The following is a 17,919-nucleotide window of genomic DNA, read 5'->3' as shown; positions in this document are numbered from 1 at the left end:
GGTCGGCGGGGCGTCCGGAGGTGGTGGCGCCGAAGACGACGTCGGTGTCGCCGGAGTGGGCGGACAGCAGCAGCGCCCACGCGCCCTGGACCAGCGCGTTCACCGTCAGACCCTGCTCACGCGCGAATGTGTGGACCCGGTCGGTCAGGTCGGTCGGCAGCGTGTGCCGGGACCGGGCGGAGGAGCTGGCCCCGTGGACCTCTCCGGGTGCACGGTCGTAGGGCAGCGGGGTGGGGGCCTCGATGCCGGCGAGGCTCTCGCGCCAGTGGTCGAGCCCGGCCCGGTCGTCCTGGCGGGTGATCCAGGCCAGGTGGTCACGGAACGGGGGCCGGGCCGGCAGGGGCGCGTCCCGGTAGGCGGCGAAGACGTCGGACAGCACCAGGGGCAGGCTCCACCCGTCCAGCAGCAGGTGGTGGAAGGTCCACACCAGCACCACCTGGGACGGAGCCGAACGCGCCACGGCGATCCGCGTCAGCGGGCCGCGGGCCAGGTCGATCCCCGCCCGCTGGTCCTGGGACAACAGGTCGGACAGGGCCCGCTCCTGTGCGTCGGGGCCCAGGTCGCGCCAGTCCAGGACGGCGGTGGGCAGATCGACGTGCTCGGGAACCAGCTGGACCGGGGTGTCCAGCCCCTCCCACGCGGGCACGGCGCGCAGGGCGGGAGTGGCCTCGACCACCCGCCGCCAGGCACGGGCCAGGCGCTCGGGGTCGTCGACCCCGTCCAGACGGACGGTGATCTGTTCGAGGTAGGCGTTCCGGGAACCCCCGTCGGTCAGGGAGTGGAAGAGCATGCCCTGCTGCATCGGGGTGAGCGGCAGGACGTCCTGGACACCGGGGACGGCCAGACGGTCGACCGCGGCCTGGTCCAGCCCGACCAGCGGGAAGTCCGAGGGAGTGGCCCCGCCGACACCGTCACGGAGGCAGAACTCCACCAGGTCGCGTAGGGCGTCGGTGTACCGCTCCGCGAGAGCGGCCATGGTCGCCGGGTCGTGGGCCCGGTCGGAGAAGATCCAGTCGAAGACGAGGGCGTCGTCCTCGACGCGGCCCACCACGTCCAGCAGGTGGGGGCGTTCCTCACGCGGATCGTACTCGCCGCCCGCGTTCAGCCGCAGCCCTGTGTACAGGGCGTCCGCTCCGGTGTCGAAGCGGCCGAGGTAGTTGAAGCTGACGTGGGGGTCGGGGGCCTGTTCCAGGGCGGTGCGCTGGTGCTCGTCCCCCAGGTGTCGCAGGGCGCCGTAGCCGAGGCCGCGCCGGGGGAGGGTGCGGAGCGTCTCCTTGGTGGTCCTGACCTGGTCGGCCCAGTCCTGGGCGCTCGTGAGGGCGACGGGGAACATGGTGGTGAACCAGCCGACCGTACGGGACAGGTCGGCCTGGTCGAAGAGGTCCTCGCGGCCGTGCCCCTCCAGGTCGACGAGGATCCGGTCGTGTCCGGTCCAGCCGGTGAGGACCCGGCCCAGCGCGGCGAGGAGCAGGTCGTTGACCTGGGTGCGAAAGACCGGGGGGACCTCGCGGAGCAGCGCACGCGTGGTCTCGGCGGAGAGCCGGGCCGACACGGTCCGCTGTGAGGAGACCGGCCCGTTGCCCGCGTGGCCGTGGTCACGGGGCACCTCGGCGGGGACGTCGGCGAGTGCGGTCCAGTGGTCGGTCTCGTCGTCGAACCGGCCCTCGCGCGTGGCTTCGGCCAGGCGGTCGGCCCAGGCGGGGAAGGGCGTGGTACGCGCCCCCAGGTCGGCGGCACCGCCTCCGGTGATCTGCCGGTAGGCGGTGGAGAGGTCTTCGAGCAGGATCCGCCAGGAGACGCCGTCCACGACCAGGTGGTGGGCGACGATCAGCAGGCGCGGAGTCCCCTCACCGGTGAACAGCACCATCCGCATCATCGGCCCCGACACGGGCTCCAGTGAGGACTGGGCCAGGCGGATGCGCTCCGACAGCACCTCCTCGGCCCGCTCCGACGCGAGACCGGCCACGTCCACCGTTTCGACGGCCGGCTCGGCCTCCCCCGCCTCGGCGATCCGGAAGGCCCCGGAGGCGTCCGTCCGCAGGCGGAGCATGTCGTGGTGCTCCAGCAGGGCGGCGGACGCCCGGGACAAGGCGTCGGCGTCGGCGTCCTCCGCCAGGTCCAACAGCACCGACATGTTGAAGTGCCCCGGCGCCACGGGGTGGGTCCGCAGGAACCACCGCATGATCGGGGTGGCCGTCACCGGCCCGGAGACCGGGCCTGCCGGCACCGGTGCCGAGCCCCGACCGGTCTCGGCCACCTCGGCCAGGGCCGCGACCGACGGACGGGCGAAGACCTGCTTGGAGGTCACGGTGATCCCCGCCCGTCGGGCCCGGGAGACCAACTGGATACTCAGGATCGAGTCGCCGCCCAGCGCGAAGAAGTCGTCGTGCACACCGACCCGGTCCACACCCAGCACAGACCCGAACACCCCGGCCAGCACCCGCTCCGCCTCCGACCGCGGAGCGACGAAGGCACTGTCGTCACCGCCGTCGGCGGACGGCTCGGGCAGGGCCCGCCGGTCCACCTTGCCGTTGGCGTTCAGCGGCATCGAGGCGAGCGGTACCAGCACCTGGGGCACCATGTACGCCGGGAGCTCACGGGCCAGGGCGGCCCGCACCTCCTCGGCCCGCTCGTCGGGGATCCGCCCCTCCGGGCCCACGGCGTAGCCGACCAGCCTCCGCACGCCGGACTCCGAACGGTGGACGAGCACCACCGCCTCGGACACCTCGGGGCGGCGCAGCAGGGCCGACTCCACCTCGCCGAGCTCGATCCGAAAGCCCCGCAGCTTGACCTGCGCGTCGGCGCGGCCCACGTACTCCAACCGGCCGTCGCGGTTCCACCGCACCAGGTCGCCCGTGCGGTAGAGGCGCTCCCCCGAGCCGAACGGGTCGGCGACGAACCGCTCGGCGGTCAGCCCCGGCCGCCCCCAGTACCCGCGCGCCACACCCGCGCCACCGACGTACAGCTCACCCACGGCACCCGCCGGGGTGCGGCGCAGCAGCCCGTCGAGGACGTGCAGCCGGGTGCCGTCGAGGGGGCCGCCGATCGGCACCGGCTCCGGGACGGGGTCCGTTCCCTCCAGCGGGAAGCGGGTGGCGTACGTGGTCGTCTCGGTCGGTCCGTACACGTTGGCGACCAGGGTGTCCGGGCACGCGCGCCGGACACGCTCCAGCGCCCCGGGGTTGGCGGCCTCACCACCGGTGAGCACCTCACGGAGCCCGGCGAAGCAGGCGGGCTCCTGCGAGGCGTACAGGTTGAACAGCGAGGAGGTCACGAACGCGCCGGTGACGCCGTACCTCTCGACCACGGCGGTGAACTCCTCCGCGTCCAGGCGCCCGGGCGGGGCGACCACGACCGTCCCCCCGCTGAGCAGCGGCACCCAGATCTCGTAGGTGGCCGCGTCGAAGGCGTGCGAGGCGTGGAAGAGCACCCGGTCGTGTCCGCCGCCGCGCCAGCGCCGGTCGCGCGCCAGACGGACGATGTCCCCGTGTGTGACGGCCACGCCCTTGGGCACGCCCGTGGAGCCGGACGTGAACATCACGTAGGCCAGGCTCTCCGGTCCGACCGGCGCCGGTACGTCGGCTCCGGTGCCGGACTCCTCCGCGGCTGCGGCCATCTCGTCCAGGTTCACGACGGGCAGGCCGCGGCCGACCGGGACGCGTTCGGCGGACACCGCGTCGGTGACCGCGCAGACCGCCCCGGTCTCCTCGGCCAGCCGACCCACCCGCTCGGCCGGATCGTCGGCGTGGACGGGGACGTAGGCGGCGCCCGCACGCAGTACCGCGAGCATCGCGGTCACCACGTGCGCGCCCCGCTCCAGGACCAGCAGCACCGGGGACTCGGCGCACGCCCCGCACGCGCGCAGCCGCGCGGCCAGGCCGGCCGAGGCGGTGTCGAGCTCGGCGTAGGACAGGTCCCCGGTCGGGCCGGAGACGGCCGTCCCCCGCGGGTTCCGGGCGACCTGTTCGGCGAACACGTCCGTGACCGTGGCCGGGGAGCCCTCGGGCCCGCGCCCCTCCCAGGCGGTCAGGGCGCGCCGCTCCGCCTCCGGGCGGACGTCGATCCGCGCCACCGGCAGTCCCGGGTCGGACGCCATCAGGTCGGCGATCAGCCGCAGCCCCTCGGCGAGCCCGGCGATCCGGTCCTCGTCGTACAGGTCGGTGTTGTACTCGATGGTGAGCCGCAGGCCGCCATCCCGCTCGGTGAACTCGAAGACCAGGTCGAACAGGGCCGACGTGCGCGGCAGGTCCAGTGGAAGCGCGTCCAGCCCGGGCAGGCCGAGCTCCCCGGAGTGGGCGTTCTGGAGCACCATCAGGGCCTGGAAGAGCGGGGTGCGGCTCGGATCACGGTCGACGGCCACCGCGTCCACGACCCGCTCGAAGGGCAGTTCGTGGTCGAGCGCGGCCAGGACGGTGCGGCGCACGTCGTCGAGGAAGCCCCCGACCGTGGCAGCGGGGGCGACCCGCGACCTGACCACGACGGGGTTGACGAAGAACCCGACCACGTCGTCGACCTGGTGGTGGTCGCGTCCGGCCGAGGCGACGCCGAGTGTGACGTCCCGGCTGCCCGAGGCGGTGGACAGCAGCAGCTGGGTGAGCGCGGTGAGCGTGGTGAACAGGGTCGACCCGTGCCGCCGCCCCAGCTCTTTGAGCGCCCCGGTCAGCTCGGGCGCCAGTTCCAGGCGACGCACCGCGCCCGCCGTGGTCCGGACGGCGGGGCGGGGGCGGTCCGTGGGGATCTCCAGCGGGCGCGCCTCGTCGAGTTCACGCTTCCAGTACTCCAGGCGGTCGCGCACTTCGTGCGCGGTCCAGCGGTCCTGCTCCCATACCGCGAAGTCGGCGTAGTCCACCCGCTCCGGGACGGCCTCCCCGCCCGGCCGCCCGGCCGGCCCGGCCCGGTACAGCTCCGCCAGGTCCCGGGCGATGACGTCCACCGACCAGCCGTCGCAGGCGATGTGGTGGGCGCTCAGAACCAGGACGTGCTCGTCGTCGCCGAGCCGGACCAGCAGCGCCCGGAAGGGAGTGCCGTCCACGAGGTCGAAGGGGCGCTCCACCTCGGCGGTGAGTACCTTCGCCAACCGCTTCCGACGCTCCTGCCCCGTGTCGCCCAGGTCGCACCGGGAGAGCAGGTCGCGGCCGTCCCGGGGTTCGCGGACCAGCTGGACGGAACCGTCGTCGGTGGTGGCGTAGGTGGTGCGCAGGATCTCGTGCCTGCGCTGTAGACCGCTGAGGGCCGCCTGCAGCGCCGGAACCGAGAGCCGGCCGGTCAATCGGTAGGCGCTCCCCGTGTAGTACTCGGTGCTGGCCGGGTCGTGCTGGTACAGGAACCACAGGCGGCGCTGCGCCGACGACAGGGGAAGGGGCAGGTCCCGGTCGGCGCGGGTGATCGGCCGCACGGCGTCCGCGGAGCCGACGCCCTCGGCGGCCAGCCGTTCCGGGGTCGGCAGGGCGAACACCGCCCGCCGGTCCAGGGCCGTGCCCAGGCGGGCGTCGATGCGGGACAGGGCGCGGACGGCGAGGACGGAATCGCCGCCCAGCGCGAAGAAGTCGTCGTGCACCCCGACCCGGTCCAGGCCCAGGACGGCGGCGAACGCCTCGGCGATCACCCGCTCGGCGTCGTCACGCGGTGCCACGTACTCCGGCCCGGGAACGGCCTCGTCGGGCACGGGCAGCAGGGCGCGGTCGATCTTGCCGTTGGGGGTGGTGGGCATGGCCTCCAGCGCCACCACGACGGACGGAACCATGTGGGAGGGCAGGCTCTCGGCCAGGGCCGCGCGCACCCGGCCCCCGTCGGGCACGGGCCGGTGCGGCGCCCCCGCCACGTAGGCCACCAGGTGGCGGACGCCGGGGCGGTCCTCGCGCACCAGCACCGCGGCGTTGGCCACGCCGGGCACTCGGGCGGCCGCGGTCTCGATCTCTCCCGGCTCGATGCGAAAGCCCCGCAGCTTCACCTGGTCGTCGCTCCTGCCCCGGAACTCCAGGTCGCCGTCGGGCCGGACGCGCACCACGTCACCGGAACGGTACATCCGTGATCCGGGTGGGCCGAACGGGTCGGCGACGAAGCGCTCCGCGCTCAGCCCGGGGCGGCCGTGGTAGCCGCGGGCCAGCCCGGCACCGCAGACGTACAGCTCTCCGGTCCCTCCCGCCCCGACCGGGCGGAGCCCCTCGTCCAGCACGTGGACGGCGGTGCCGTCGACGGCCCGGCCGATCGGCGGCACCGTCTCTCCGGACAGGGGCGCGCTCATGGTCGCGCACACCGTCGTCTCGGTGGGCCCGTAGCCGTTGTACATCCGGCGCCCACGCGACCACAGGTCCACGATCTCGCCGGGGCACGCCTCTCCCGCCACCATCACCGCCCGCAGGTCCGACAGGCCCTCCGGTGACAGACCCGGCAGCACGGCCGGGGGCAGCGTCACGTGACTGATCCGGTGGTCACGCAGGGTCCCGACCAGTGCCTCGCCCAGCAGCAGGTGCCGGGGCAGGACCACCAGGGCCGCGCCGTTGAGCAGGGCCATGCACACCTCGAACACGGAGGCGTCGAAGCTGGACGAGGCGAACTGCAGTACCCGGGAGTCCGGGGACACCTCCATGCGCACCCGCTGGGTGGCGGCCAGGTCGGCGATGCCTCGGTGAGTGACCAGGACGCCCTTGGGACGGCCGGTGGACCCGGAGGTGTAGATGACGTAGGCGACGTCGTCGGGCCGGGGGCGGGTGTCGGGGAGCGGGTCGGTCCCCTCGACCCCGACCGCGTCCAGGGACCGGACCCCGTCGGGGAGCGAACCGGCCGACACGGCGTCGGTGAGCACCAGGTCCGCCCCGGAGTCGGAGAGCACGTAGGCCAGGCGCTCGGCCGGGTAGGCGGGGTCCAGGGGCAGGTAGGCGGCTCCGGCCCGCATGGCCGCGAGCAGGCAGACCACCAGTTCGCGGCCGCGTTCGAGGCAGACCCCGACCGTGTCCCCGGGACGGACCCCGCTCCGCACGAGGCCGCGAGCCCGCCGCTCGACGAGGTCGGCGAGCTCCGCGTAGGTGAGCGTCTCGCTTTCGGACACCAGCGCCACCGCTTCGGGGCGCTGGGCGGCCCGCTCGGTGAAGAGCTCCGGAAAGGTACGGGTGGACAGACCCTGCGGGGACAGCACGATCACTACTCCTGGGGTTCGGGTGGGGGAGGGGAGGCGAACCGGTGGCTGGGGCCGCGGGAGGAACCGGTGAGGGGAGGGGCGGAGCGGGGCAGGGTCAGGCGCGGGAGCGGACCGGGAGCGGGGTCCGGCGCAGAGCCCGGCCGTTGTACTGCATCGACGCGATCGACCCGGCCTCCTGTGGGTCGCGCAGGAAACGGCCGCTGAACGACATGCCGCCGAGGTCGCCCATGGTGACGGAGAAGTACAGGTCGGAGGTGGTCGTCATCGGTCCGGAGAACCCGTTGGACAGGCTGAACCAGAAGCCGTCGGAACCCAGCCGGGTGACGTCCACCATCAGGTCGCCGTTGACGTACCGGCCGGTGATCTCCTCACCGGGGGCGGCCGCCGGGGCACGGGGCGCCGGCTGCCGGTAGTGCCCCACGTCCAGGCCCAGTCCGCGCATGCCGGCCACCAGCCCCTCCCAGAACCGCAGCCCGGAGGTGCCGTTGGTGGTCAGGGCCAGGGCGGTACGCCCCTCGGGGTCGACGCGGAGGTTGCAGGTGCCGCCGTCGAGCGTGCCGTCGTGGCCGTACCAGAGCCGGTCGCCGGCCAGGTGCAGGGCCCAGCCCGCCCCCCAGCCGTCGGCCAGGCCGAAGGGGTCGGCGGCGGGCACGGATCGTCCCATCTCGTGCAGCACCCGCGGGGCGGCGATGTCGGTGTCCAGGACCGCGTCCTCGGGCGCCATGAAGGCGCGGCCGAAGTTGACCAGGTCGGTGGCGCTCCCGGCCAGGCCGCCCGCCGGGGTCAGCGCGGGTTCGACGTGGAAGTCGACCGGTTCGACCGTCCGAGAGGGGATGTCGACGGTGTGGCCGCTGACGGTCGGGAGTTCGGATCCGGGATCGCGGGCGTCGTGCACGAAGGCCGGGTCCAGCCCGGCGGGCAGGAACAGGTGCGACTCCAGGGTCTCCCACCAGTCCTGTCCGGTAACGGCCTCCACCAGGTAGGCGGCCAGGGAGTAGGCGCTGTTGGAGTAGGAGAAGGCCGTACCGGGGACGCCGACCGGACCCTGCTCCAGCAGGGACACGGCCTGGCGGCGCAGGGACGCGGACCGGACCGGCCCCTCGTCGTGGTCGGAGACCAGGCCCGCGGTGTGGCTGAGGAGCTGGCGGGAGGTCACCGCGTTCGCCGAGTTCCCGCCTGCGGGGCGACGACCCGGAAGGTACTCGACCACGGGGGTGTCGAGGTCGACGTCGCCGTCCTCGACCAGCTGCATGACCAGGGCCGCGGTGAAGATCTTGGAGACGGAGCCGTAGGCGAAGCGGGAACGGGCGGTGACGGGACGGCCCGAGCGGGCCCGCTCGACCCCCGTGGTGAATTCGTGCAGCTCACCGTCGTGGTACAGGGACAACTGGGCTCCGGGGACCAGGGAATCGACGGCCAGGTCCTCAAACAGCCGTGAAAGGTTTTTAACCACGTCATCTCCCGTCTGGCTTGAGAATGAGGCGTTCACCTGATGGTGTTTATGGAGCAGAGATGTAGCCAGCAATACCGACGGACAGATACTTCACCATACCTTCGGGGTGCGTCAAGGGATACGGTTGGCACCCGAACACACAGTTCACGTGGACCGAATCTCCTTCGGATAATCCCCGCACGATGATCGGAACGGCGACCCGCCCAGCACCGCCGGCGCCCGCTCCGGCGGACTCATTCCAAGATCATTTCCCGGTTGCGCGCGCAGGCTTCGTAAGCCGTTCCACGAAGGGTGGGACGTCCTCGCGCCCAGGAGCGAACGAGAGCAGGGACATGTCTCTGAGCTGTGCTTTCACTGACTCATGGACGACCCGGCCGGCAGTGCGCGAAGGGCCTGGGAACCGCTTCCGAGCCGGAGGCCGCCCCTGGTTCCGGAGCCCCCTCGGCGGGCGGGCCGTGGCCGCGACGCGACCGACATGGAGATGAATTTCAAACAGAATTCAAAGCGATGCCGCTTGCACGGAGGGGATCGCCGCGCCCAAAGTGAGCCGCACAGGAAGCCCCCCGGAAGGGTGTCGCGGCCGGTTCACCCCAAAAGATGGCCACATTTGGCCATTGATTGACGGGGGAAACAAAAACTCCACCCGGATCGCCGGGTGGAGTGGTGAGGTTCACACCAGAAGGTAAAGGGATGTATTTCCTCTGGTATGCCGCCTGGGGACCTACTTTCGGTGGCGCAGGTGGTGCATCACCAGAAGGACTATGCACAGAACGGTCAGCAGTCCGAAGCCCACACTGATCAGCGGGTGGAAGCTGCCGAAGGAGGTGACCGCGTTGGCCGTGGCGCCGAGGATGATCAGCAGCCACAGCACGGCTCGCGTCGCGTACCGGCCCTGCCGGGAGGGAGTCCCGTCATGGCGCCGTCCGGCGTCACCTGAACTCCGCGCGAAGCGGTAGGGATCGCTCATATCACATCTCCTGGGATCCGACATCGGCGGTCGGGTGGTCCCTGCCGCGGACACCTACGACCCTAGGAGTCCGGGCCGCGGCGGGGCGATCCCGCGCACTGGACAGTGTCGGTACAGCAGGCTGTACTCTTCCGGGCCGGCCCCTCCACCGGGCGCCCCGTGCCGGTAGTGTTGCGCCGAGTCGGATCCGGCCAGGAAGTGAACATGCCCCCCACCGACAACGACACCAGGCCGCTCCGGGAACTGGTGGTGTCCGGGCTCAACAACGTGTTCCTGAGCCTGGAGCGCCTCGCCGGCGGACTGGTCACCGCCCTGATGGCGCTGTTCGCCCTCACCCTCCTCGGCGCGGTCCTCCTCGCGAGCCTCCTCGGCGTCGGCCTGCTGTTCCTGCCCGCGGCCCTGCGCCTGCTGCGCGCGGTCGCCAACCGGGAGCGGCACCGCCTGAGCCGGTGGGGGGCGCCGATACCGTCGCCCGTCGCGACCCGCGGCCCCACCACCCTCGCCGATGCGTCGCGAGCCCTCGTCCACGACGTCCAGGTCCGGCGCGACCTGGTCTGGCTGGTCTGCCACTCCACCCTGGGACTCCTGTCGGGGCTGCTGGGAGTCCTGCTGCCGGTGATCGCGGTCCGGGACACCACCTTCCCCTTGTGGTGGTGGCTGCTGCCCCCGGACGCGGCCGGGGCCTCCATCGGCGTCCCCGTCCACGACTGGTACACGGCCCTGGCCGTCGGCCTGCTGGGGGTGGCCTGGGGAGCGATCATGTTCGGGTTGGAGCCGATCCTGGCCTGGCTCCAGTCGTGGCCGGGCCACCGACTGCTGGGGCCGCACTCGCGGATCGTCCTCAACGAGCGCATCACCGAACTCACGGTCACCAGAGCCGCCGCCCTGCAGTCGCACACCGCCGAGCTCCGCCGGATCGAGCGGTCCCTGCACGACGGGGCCCAGAGTCGGCTGGTCGCCGTCATCATCCAGCTGGGGTCCGCCCGGCGGACGTTGGGGACTAACCCGGAACGGGCGGACGCGGCGCTGGAGCGCGCCCAGGCCACCGCCGAGGGCGCGCTGGCCGAACTGCGCGGGCTGGTGCGCGACATCCTCCCCCCGGCCCTGGAGAACCACGATCTGGAGGGGGCTCTCAGCGCGCTCGCCACGGGCTGTTCGGTCCCCTGCACGGTCGAGGCCGAAGGGCTGGGTTCCCTCGCCTCGTCCATCGAGGCGACGGCCTACTTCGCCGTCGCCGAGTCGGTCACCAACGTCACCCGGCACAGCGGGGCCGGGTACGCCCGGGTCCGGGTCGGCAGAGAAGGGGACACCTTGCACATCCACATCCACGACGACGGCCGGGGCGGTGCGGCCGAGAACGCCGGCACCGGCCTGGTGGGCATACGGCGCCGGATCGAGGCACACGACGGCACACTCACCGTGGACAGCCCCGAGGGCGGACCGACCGACATCCGGGTGGAGCTGCCGTGCGGATCGTGATCGCCGAGGACGACGCCCTGCTCCGGGAGGGGATGGCCGCCTTGCTGCGGGACGAGGGCTTCGAGATCGTCGCGGCCGTCGGCGAGGTCGACGCGCTGCTCGACGCGGTGGCCGAGCACGTGCCCGACATCGCCATCATCGACGTGCGGATGCCGCCGACCTACACCGACGAGGGGATCCGTGCCGCGGTGCGCGCCCGCGCCATCCGCCAAGGACTTCCGGTCCTGGTGCTGTCGGCCTACGTCGAGCAGTCGTTCGCCACGGAGCTGATGGAGAGCGGGGCGTCGGGCATCGGCTACCTGCTCAAGGAGCGGGTCGGCCGGGTCGAGCAGTTCCTGGACATCCTACGCAGGGTCACGGAGGGGCAGACCGCCATCGATCCGGAGGTGGTCGCCCAACTGTTCGCCCGCAGGCACGCCAACGACGTGCTGTCCCAGCTCAGTCCCCGCGAGCGCGACGTGCTCGTCCTCATGGCCGAGGGGCTGGGCAACGGGGCGATCGCCGAGCGGATGACCGTCACCGCCGGCGCGGTGCACAAGCACATCCGCAGCATCTTCGGCAAGCTGGGGCTGTCCCCGGACGACCGTTCGGACCGGCGCGTCGCCGCGGTCCTGCGCTACCTGAACGCCACGGGCCGCTGACACCGGACGCGGGTTCGCGTCGTTCCGCTTCAGCGCCGCTGCCAGGGATCAGGAGCGGCTTCTCCACGGCCGTCCCCATGTGGTCCTGTTCGCCGCTGCGGGGGCGTCTCCGTCGGCCTTGGCCATGGGCCTGTTCTCCCACCGGACCGGGCGGACGACGGCTTTCCGCGTATGTGCCGAGCCGGCACCCGGGAACGGGTCCCGGGTGCCGCGCCGAGGCCGGACGGCCGTCCTCGGTCAGCCCTCGTCGGGCCCCTCGGCGGGCGCGGAGGCGGTCTTCCTCCGGCGGGCCAGGTAGGTGGCCGCGCCACCACCGGCGGCGATCGCCGCACCGGCCGCGATCAGTCCGACGACCGGGCTGCCGGTCCGAGCCAGCGCGTCCTCGGACCCGTCTTCGGCGCCCTCCTCGGCGGTGTCCCGGCCGTCCTCGTCAGCGGGCTCCCCGCCCTTGCCGGGGTCGCCCTCGCCGTCGGTGTCGCCGTCCTGGCCGCCTTCGCCGGTGTCGCCGTCCTCGTCACCGGTGCCTGACCCGTCGTCACCGCCGCCGGTCTCGCCGCCGGACCCGTCGTCACCGCCGCCGTCCTCGTCTCCGGTGCCCTCGTCACCGTCGTCGCCACCACCGTCTCCGGTGCCCTCGTCGCCGTCCCCGGCGCCCGCGGGGTCGGTGTCCGAGGCGACGATGGCCTCACCGACCTCGTAGGAGACGCTGAACCCCTCGTCGGGGAAGGTCACGACCATGTCCAGGGTCTGGGTTCCACCCCACAGTTCCTGCTCGGTGTCCAGTCCCTGGTACACCAGCGACTGGTTCACGAGCGTCTCGTGCCAAGGAGCCGTCTCGGTGGAGAAGGAGATCTCGGCGCCGAGCTCGTTCACCGCGACGGACTCGGTGCCCGGGTCGTGGGAGAACTCCCTCTCCCCCGCCCAGTTCTGGGTGACCCCGATCTCGGTGTCGGCGAAGGACGCCTGGAGGACCGGCTCGTCGGATCCCCCCGCGGAGTTCTCCAGACCGGGCTGGGAGACACCGCCCTCGACCACCGCGCGCATGGCCTCGACATCGGCTTCCGTGAGCTCGACGCGCAGCTCCACGAACTTCACGCGGGCGACGAGGTCGTCCTCGACCACGTCCACCACAACGGAGGTGCGGGAGTCGGCGAAGACCTCGCCGCCGAAGGCGTCCAGATAACGGTAGGTGCCGTGGACGTCACCGCCTCGCGGGTGGAAATTGGTGATGTCGGCCTCACCCGCGACGTTCGCGTGCGCGTAACCGACCTCTCCGTTCTCGGCGTGGGCGGGAACGGCGGTCGCGATGCTGAGCGCGCCGAAGGCGGCGAACGCGACTCCGCCCTGGAGAATACGGCGCGCGGGGATTCGGTAACGCGAAACCAAGGAAAACCTCGTTCGGATCGGCCCGGACCGCGTTCTCTGGGGCGGCCGGGCGGGGGATGCGGATGCTTCGGTCCTCGACCGGTGACACGGGGGGCCGGGCAGGGAAAGCCTGGTGGGCACGTGGGGTAGGAACTGAGTACCACCACCCACCGAGACCCTAGCCGCGGACGGGACGCCGAATGGACAACCGTCAATGACGATGGCATAACGTCGACGCCCCGCACCGCACCACGATGAGTTCCTTCCGAGAATTCATCGGAATCACATGTAAACCATGAATCATCTCCGGCGTCATATCGGTAATCCACACCAAGGAAACGTGGTCCCGGCACAGTTGCCCGGAGAACGCGCGAAGCGCCGGAACGGGAGGCGTGAGTGACGTGCCCGGTATGCCGGGGCAGGTGTGGAGGAAGAACCGAAACTCCCGAACGCTGTGCCAGTGGACGGTCTCGCCCCGACGACGGCCCGTGGGACCACGCCCACATGGACGCCGGGCTTCCGCGCCCCCGGCCCGGGCCGGGGGCGCGCTCGGAACGGCGCGGGGGGCATCACCGGACCGCTCCCGCGTCCATGCCCGTCGAGCTCCCCTGCCGGCCGGGCGGGTCGGTGACGGGACGGACGGCGATGGCCTCGGCAACCGTGTCTTGGCCTGCACGAGCTCATCGGAGGTCGGCGTGGGAGAGGGCGCCGCGGCGGTTTCTCGTACTTCGGGCCGATACACGGCACGGCCCGGACCCATAACATGGACCCGTGCACGGCCTCCTCCGTTCCGTGTGGGACGAACCCCGCCCCTCTCCCCCTCCGCCACGGACCTGGTGGGACTGGGCGCTCGTCGGGGTGCTCGTGGTGCTCGCGGTGACCGAGGGGTTCCTGAGACCGGACCTCCCGTTGCGCGTCCTGTCGGTGGCGGTCGTCGCCGGGCTGGTGCCCACGCTGCTGTGGCGCCGCACCCGACCGCTGCCGATGCTCGTGGCCGCCTTCGGCGTCTCGGGGCTGGTTCCGCTGGTGGCGGACGAGGCGTCCGCGCAGATGTACACGACGGCGTACCTGCTGCTCCTGCCGTACTCGCTGTTCCGGTGGGGCTCCGGACGCGAGATCGTGGCGGGCTCGGCTGTCGTGCTCGCCAAGTTCCTCCTCCAGGCCGCCTTCGACGACCTCGGCACGACCGACGCGATCGGCGGGTTCGCCGTCCTGTTCTCGGTCGGCGCCCTGGGCACGGCACTGCGGTACCGGGCCGGGGCCAGGGCCCGCGCGTTCGACCAGGTCCGGCTGCTCGAACGCGAGCGGCTGGCCCGCGACCTGCACGACACCGTCGCCCACCACGTCTCGGCGATGGCGATCCGCGCCCAGGCGGGGCTGGCCACGGCGTCTCGGCCGGACAGCGCTGTCGACGCCCTCCGGGTGATCGAGGCGGAGGCGTCGCGCACCCTCACCGAGATGCGCACCATGGTCCGTGCCCTGCGCGGCGGCGAACCGGCCGACCTGGCGCCCAGCCCGGGCTTTGGCGACCTCGAACGGCTCGCGGTCCGGGACGGTCCGGGCCCGGCCGTCGACGTGCGCATCGACGGCCCGCTCGACGGCCTTCCCCCGTCCGTGGGCACGGCGGTCTACCGCCTGGCCCAGGAGTCGGTCACCAACGCCCGGCGCCACGCCCGCAACGCCACCCGCGTCGAGGTCCGTGTCACCGCCGACGACACGTCGGTGCGCCTGCGGGTGAGCGACGACGGCGACACCGGCCCGCTGCGCCCGGGGGCGGCGCCCGGCTACGGGATCGTCGGCATGGTCGAACGCGCCCACCTGCTGGGCGGCACCTGCGAGGCCGCGCCCGGCCCCGGACGGGGATGGACCGTGACCGCCGCGCTGCCCCTGAGCGGGGCGGCATGAGCATCCGGGTGGTCGTCGCCGACGACCAGGAGATCGTCCGCACGGGCCTGACGATGATCCTCGACGCCCAGCCGGGCATCGAGGTCGTCGGTGGGGCCGCCGACGGTCGGGAGGCGGTCGAGCTCGCCCGGCGGCTGCGGCCCGAGGTGTGCCTGTTCGACGTCCGGATGCCCCGGGTCGACGGCATCGAGGCCACCCGCGCCCTCGCCGGTCCGGGCGTCACCGATCCGATCGCCGTCGTCGTCATCACCGTCTTCGACTTGGACGACTACGTCTACTCCGCGCTCAAGGCGGGCGCCCGGGGCTTCCTACTCAAGGACGCGGGCCCCGAACTGCTCGCCCAGGCCGTCCGTGCGGCCGCGGCCGGGGACGCGCTCATCGCGCCGAGCGTCACCGCGCGGCTGCTCCGGACGTTCGCCGGCACCGGGCCCGCCGGGCCGCCGGTGCAGCCCACCGATCCGCTCACGGACCGGGAGGAGCAGATCCTGGTCGCCGTGGCGCGCGGACGGACCAACGGCGAGATCTGCGCCGAGTTCCACATCACGCTCAGCACCGTCAAGACCCACATCGCCAGCCTGATGGCCAAGATCGGCGCCCGTAACCGCGTCGAGGCCGCCATGTGGGCCTACGAGACCGACCGCGTCAGGAACGGGTCCGGACGCGGAGGCGCTCCCCGGCGGTGACCGGGCCCGCGCGGCGGCCGCACCCGGGGAGCCGCGCGGGTCCCGCGGCCGGGGTACGACTCCGTCCTCGTACTATCGGCCGACCCGGTTCAGGCCCATCTTCCGATGAGTCGCCACCCCCTCGGCCGCCACGATCGGTTCATGGCGACGGAAGACACGGTGTCGGGGTCGCCACGACCACGAAGGGACTCGTCGTGACCTCCTCCAGCCGACGCGAGTGGCTCATACCCACCCTGCTCATCCTGCTCAGCGCGGTTCCCCTGGCCGCCGGCGCCGTCCGCGTGGGCGAGCTGGCCGGCGGCGCCCAGATCACGCCGGACAACGCCCGGTTCCTCGCCTCGCCCGCACCCGTGGTGCTGCACATCATCAGCTCCGGCCTGTACTGCGTCCTGGGAGCCTTCCAGTTCGTCCCCGGCATCCGCCGCCGAAGGATCGGGTGGCACCGCACGGCCGGGCGGCTCCTGGTTCCGCTCGGGCTCGCCGCGGCGCTCTCGGGGCTGTGGATGACCGTGTTCTACGCCATCCCCGAGGGTGACACCGGCCTGCTCACCGTCATACGGCTCGTCTTCGGCACGGCCATGGCCCTGTCGCTCGTCCTCGGCCTCGCCGCGGTGCGGCGGCGGGACATCGCCCGGCACGGCGCCTGGATGATCCGCGGCTACGCGATCGGGCTGGGCGCGGGCACCCAGGTGCTGACCCACCTGCCCTGGACACTGTTCATCGGCACTCCCGGCGAGTTCAGCAGGGCGATGCTCATGGGCGCCGGCTGGGTGGTCAACGTCGCCGTGGCCGAGTGGGTCATCCGCGGGCGCCCGGCCGGGTCCGCACGTCCCCGCCCCGCTTCGCGCGTGGAGGGGACCCGGTGAGGGAGGCGGCCGGGACCGTTCCACGCCACCCGGCCTCCGGCGTCGTGCCCCCTGCCCGAACCGCGCGCGGGGCCCTCCGGCTATCCTCCGGGGTGCCGCCCGCCGTGGCGGCGCCTGGGCGACCGGGAACGCACGCCGCTCACCCCCACCAACGGAGGGCCCATGTCCACGCCGCACACGCAGGTCGTCAACTGGGCCGGCAACGTCACCTTCGGAAGCCCGCGGGTCCACCGGCCCCGGACCCTCGACGAGCTGCGCCGGACCGTCCGGGACAGCACGAGGATCCGTGCCCTCGGCAGCGGCCACTCCTTCAACCTCGTCGCCGACTCCGACCACGACCTGGTGCGGCTGGACGGCCTGCCCACGGAGATCGGTATCGACGCGGAGGCCTCGACCGTCACCGTCTCCGCCGGTACGCGCTACGCCGAACTGGTCACCGCGCTGGACGGTCGGGGCTTCGCGCTGGCCAACCTGGCGTCACTGCCGCACATCTCGGTCGCGGGGTCCTGCGCGACCGGCACCCACGGGTCCGGGGATGATCAGCGATGCCTGTCCGCCGCCGTCCGCGCGGTGGAGCTCGTCGGCCCCGACGGCGACCTGGCCTGGTTGAGCCGCGACGCGGATCCCGAGGTCTTTCCCGGCGCGGTGGTCGCGCTCGGCGCGCTCGGCGTCGTCACCCGGCTCTCGCTGGAGATCGAGCCGGCGTTCGAGATGTCCCAGCGGGTCCGTGTCGGAGTGCCCCTGGACGAGGTGGCCGACCACGTCGACGACGTGTTCAGCGCGGCCTACAGCGTCAGCCTGTTCACCGACTGGCGCGGCGAGGGCTCCGTGTGGCTCAAGCACCGCACCGACCGGCCGGCGGGCGCGTGGAACGGCGGCCGGCCGGCGCGGCGGCCGATGCACCCCGTCCCCGGGATGCCCCTGGGCGCCAGCACCGAGCAGATGGGCGCCGTCGGCCCCTGGCACGAGCGCCTTCCCCACTTCCGGCCCGAACTGGAGCCGAGCGCGGGCGAGGAGCTCCAGTCCGAGTTCTACGTGCCCCGGGAGCTCGCCGGGGCCGCCTTCGCCGCCCTCCGCGGGATCGGACACCTGGTGGCCCCGGCGCTGCACATCGCGGAGGTGCGCACGGTCCGCGCGGACGACCTGTGGCTGAGTCCCGCCCACGGCCGGGACTGCGTCACCTTCCACTTCACCTGGCTCAAGGACCCGGAGGCCGTGGCCCCGGTCCTGGCCGCCGTGGAGGAGCGCCTCCTGCCGCTGGGCGCCCGCCCGCACTGGGGCAAGCTCACCACGATGGCCGCACCGGACATCGCCGCCGGGTACGAGCGCGCCGCGGACTTCGAGCGCCTGATGCACGGCCTCGACCCGTCGGGGAAGTTCCGCAACGCCTTCGTCGACGGCCTCTTCCCCCGCGCGTGACGG

At 72.9% G+C, this 17,919-nt stretch carries 10 protein-coding genes; 6 read left to right on the top strand and 4 right to left on the bottom strand.

What is annotated here, in order from left to right; all coding sequences use genetic code 11:
- From NOSIN_RS27360 to NOSIN_RS22770, 3 genes are all read right to left on the bottom strand, one after another.
- Nucleotides 1–7,135: non-ribosomal peptide synthetase (locus NOSIN_RS27360; RefSeq protein WP_171986629.1), on the bottom strand; the 7,135-nt coding region annotated here is incomplete at its 3' end.
- 97 nt (nucleotides 7,136–7,232) lie between these two features.
- The gene (locus tag NOSIN_RS22775; protein WP_077692691.1) at nucleotides 7,233–8,591 is read right to left on the bottom strand and encodes a serine hydrolase domain-containing protein; all 1,359 of its coding nucleotides are present in this window, start codon (nucleotides 8,589–8,591) and stop codon (nucleotides 7,233–7,235) included.
- A gap of 721 nt (nucleotides 8,592–9,312) precedes the next feature.
- Nucleotides 9,313–9,558: a hypothetical protein gene (locus NOSIN_RS22770; RefSeq protein WP_077692690.1), complete on the bottom strand. Its 246-nt coding sequence runs from the start codon at nucleotides 9,556–9,558 to the stop codon at nucleotides 9,313–9,315.
- Between the two features lie 204 nt (nucleotides 9,559–9,762).
- On the opposite strand from NOSIN_RS22770, the gene NOSIN_RS22765 reads away from it, so the two are divergent.
- Together NOSIN_RS22765 and NOSIN_RS22760 are read left to right on the top strand one after the other, a co-directional pair.
- Complete coding sequence (locus NOSIN_RS22765; RefSeq protein ID WP_077692689.1) at nucleotides 9,763–11,037, top strand: sensor histidine kinase; 1,275 nt, start codon at nucleotides 9,763–9,765, stop codon at nucleotides 11,035–11,037.
- Entirely contained in the window at nucleotides 11,025–11,678 is a 654-nt protein-coding gene (locus NOSIN_RS22760) for a response regulator transcription factor (protein WP_077692688.1), read from the top strand. The genes NOSIN_RS22765 and NOSIN_RS22760 overlap by 13 nt, the downstream gene beginning before the upstream one ends.
- A 237-nt stretch (nucleotides 11,679–11,915) precedes the next feature.
- On the opposite strand, the gene NOSIN_RS22755 is transcribed toward NOSIN_RS22760, so the two are convergent.
- A complete protein-coding gene (locus NOSIN_RS22755; protein ID WP_077692687.1) occupies nucleotides 11,916–13,064 on the bottom strand; it encodes a hypothetical protein in 1,149 nt (382 codons plus the stop codon).
- Between the two features lie 750 nt (nucleotides 13,065–13,814).
- On the opposite strand from NOSIN_RS22755, the gene NOSIN_RS22750 reads away from it, so the two are divergent.
- The 4 genes from NOSIN_RS22750 to NOSIN_RS22735 all read left to right on the top strand — a co-directional run bounded on the left by NOSIN_RS22750 (nucleotide 13,815) and on the right by NOSIN_RS22735 (nucleotide 17,916).
- The gene (locus NOSIN_RS22750; protein ID WP_077692686.1) at nucleotides 13,815–14,948 is read left to right on the top strand and encodes a sensor histidine kinase; all 1,134 of its coding nucleotides are present in this window, start codon (nucleotides 13,815–13,817) and stop codon (nucleotides 14,946–14,948) included.
- Complete coding sequence (locus tag NOSIN_RS22745) at nucleotides 14,945–15,631, top strand: response regulator (protein ID WP_077693729.1); 687 nt, start codon at nucleotides 14,945–14,947, stop codon at nucleotides 15,629–15,631. The genes NOSIN_RS22750 and NOSIN_RS22745 overlap by 4 nt, the downstream gene beginning before the upstream one ends.
- A gap of 194 nt (nucleotides 15,632–15,825) precedes the next feature.
- Nucleotides 15,826–16,497, top strand: a complete 672-nt coding sequence (locus NOSIN_RS22740) for a DUF2306 domain-containing protein (protein ID WP_077692685.1) — start codon at nucleotides 15,826–15,828, stop codon at nucleotides 16,495–16,497.
- A 162-nt stretch (nucleotides 16,498–16,659) separates the two neighbouring features.
- Nucleotides 16,660–17,916 carry an FAD-binding protein gene (locus NOSIN_RS22735; protein ID WP_077692684.1) on the top strand — a complete coding sequence of 419 codons (1,257 nt, stop codon included), beginning with the start codon at nucleotides 16,660–16,662 and terminating at the stop codon, nucleotides 17,914–17,916.
- Nucleotides 17,917–17,919 lie beyond the last annotated feature (3 nt).

Origin of the sequence: Nocardiopsis sinuspersici, from assembly GCF_001998325.1 — a bacterium.
GTDB lineage: Bacteria > Actinomycetota > Actinomycetes > Streptosporangiales > Streptosporangiaceae > Nocardiopsis > Nocardiopsis sinuspersici.
This window is presented reverse-complemented; position numbering and strand designations above follow the sequence as displayed.

What these genes read in the sequence shown, in the direction of transcription:
- NOSIN_RS22770 (WP_077692690.1), bottom strand. Translation starts at nt 9,558, where the DNA reads ATGAGCGATCCCTACCGCTTCGCGCGGAGTTCAGGTGACGCCGGACGG.
- NOSIN_RS22765 (WP_077692689.1), top strand. Translation starts at nt 9,763, where the DNA reads ATGCCCCCCACCGACAACGACACCAGGCCGCTCCGGGAACTGGTGGTG.
- NOSIN_RS22745 (WP_077693729.1), top strand. Translation starts at nt 14,945, where the DNA reads ATGAGCATCCGGGTGGTCGTCGCCGACGACCAGGAGATCGTCCGCACG.
- NOSIN_RS22735 (WP_077692684.1), top strand. Translation starts at nt 16,660, where the DNA reads ATGTCCACGCCGCACACGCAGGTCGTCAACTGGGCCGGCAACGTCACC.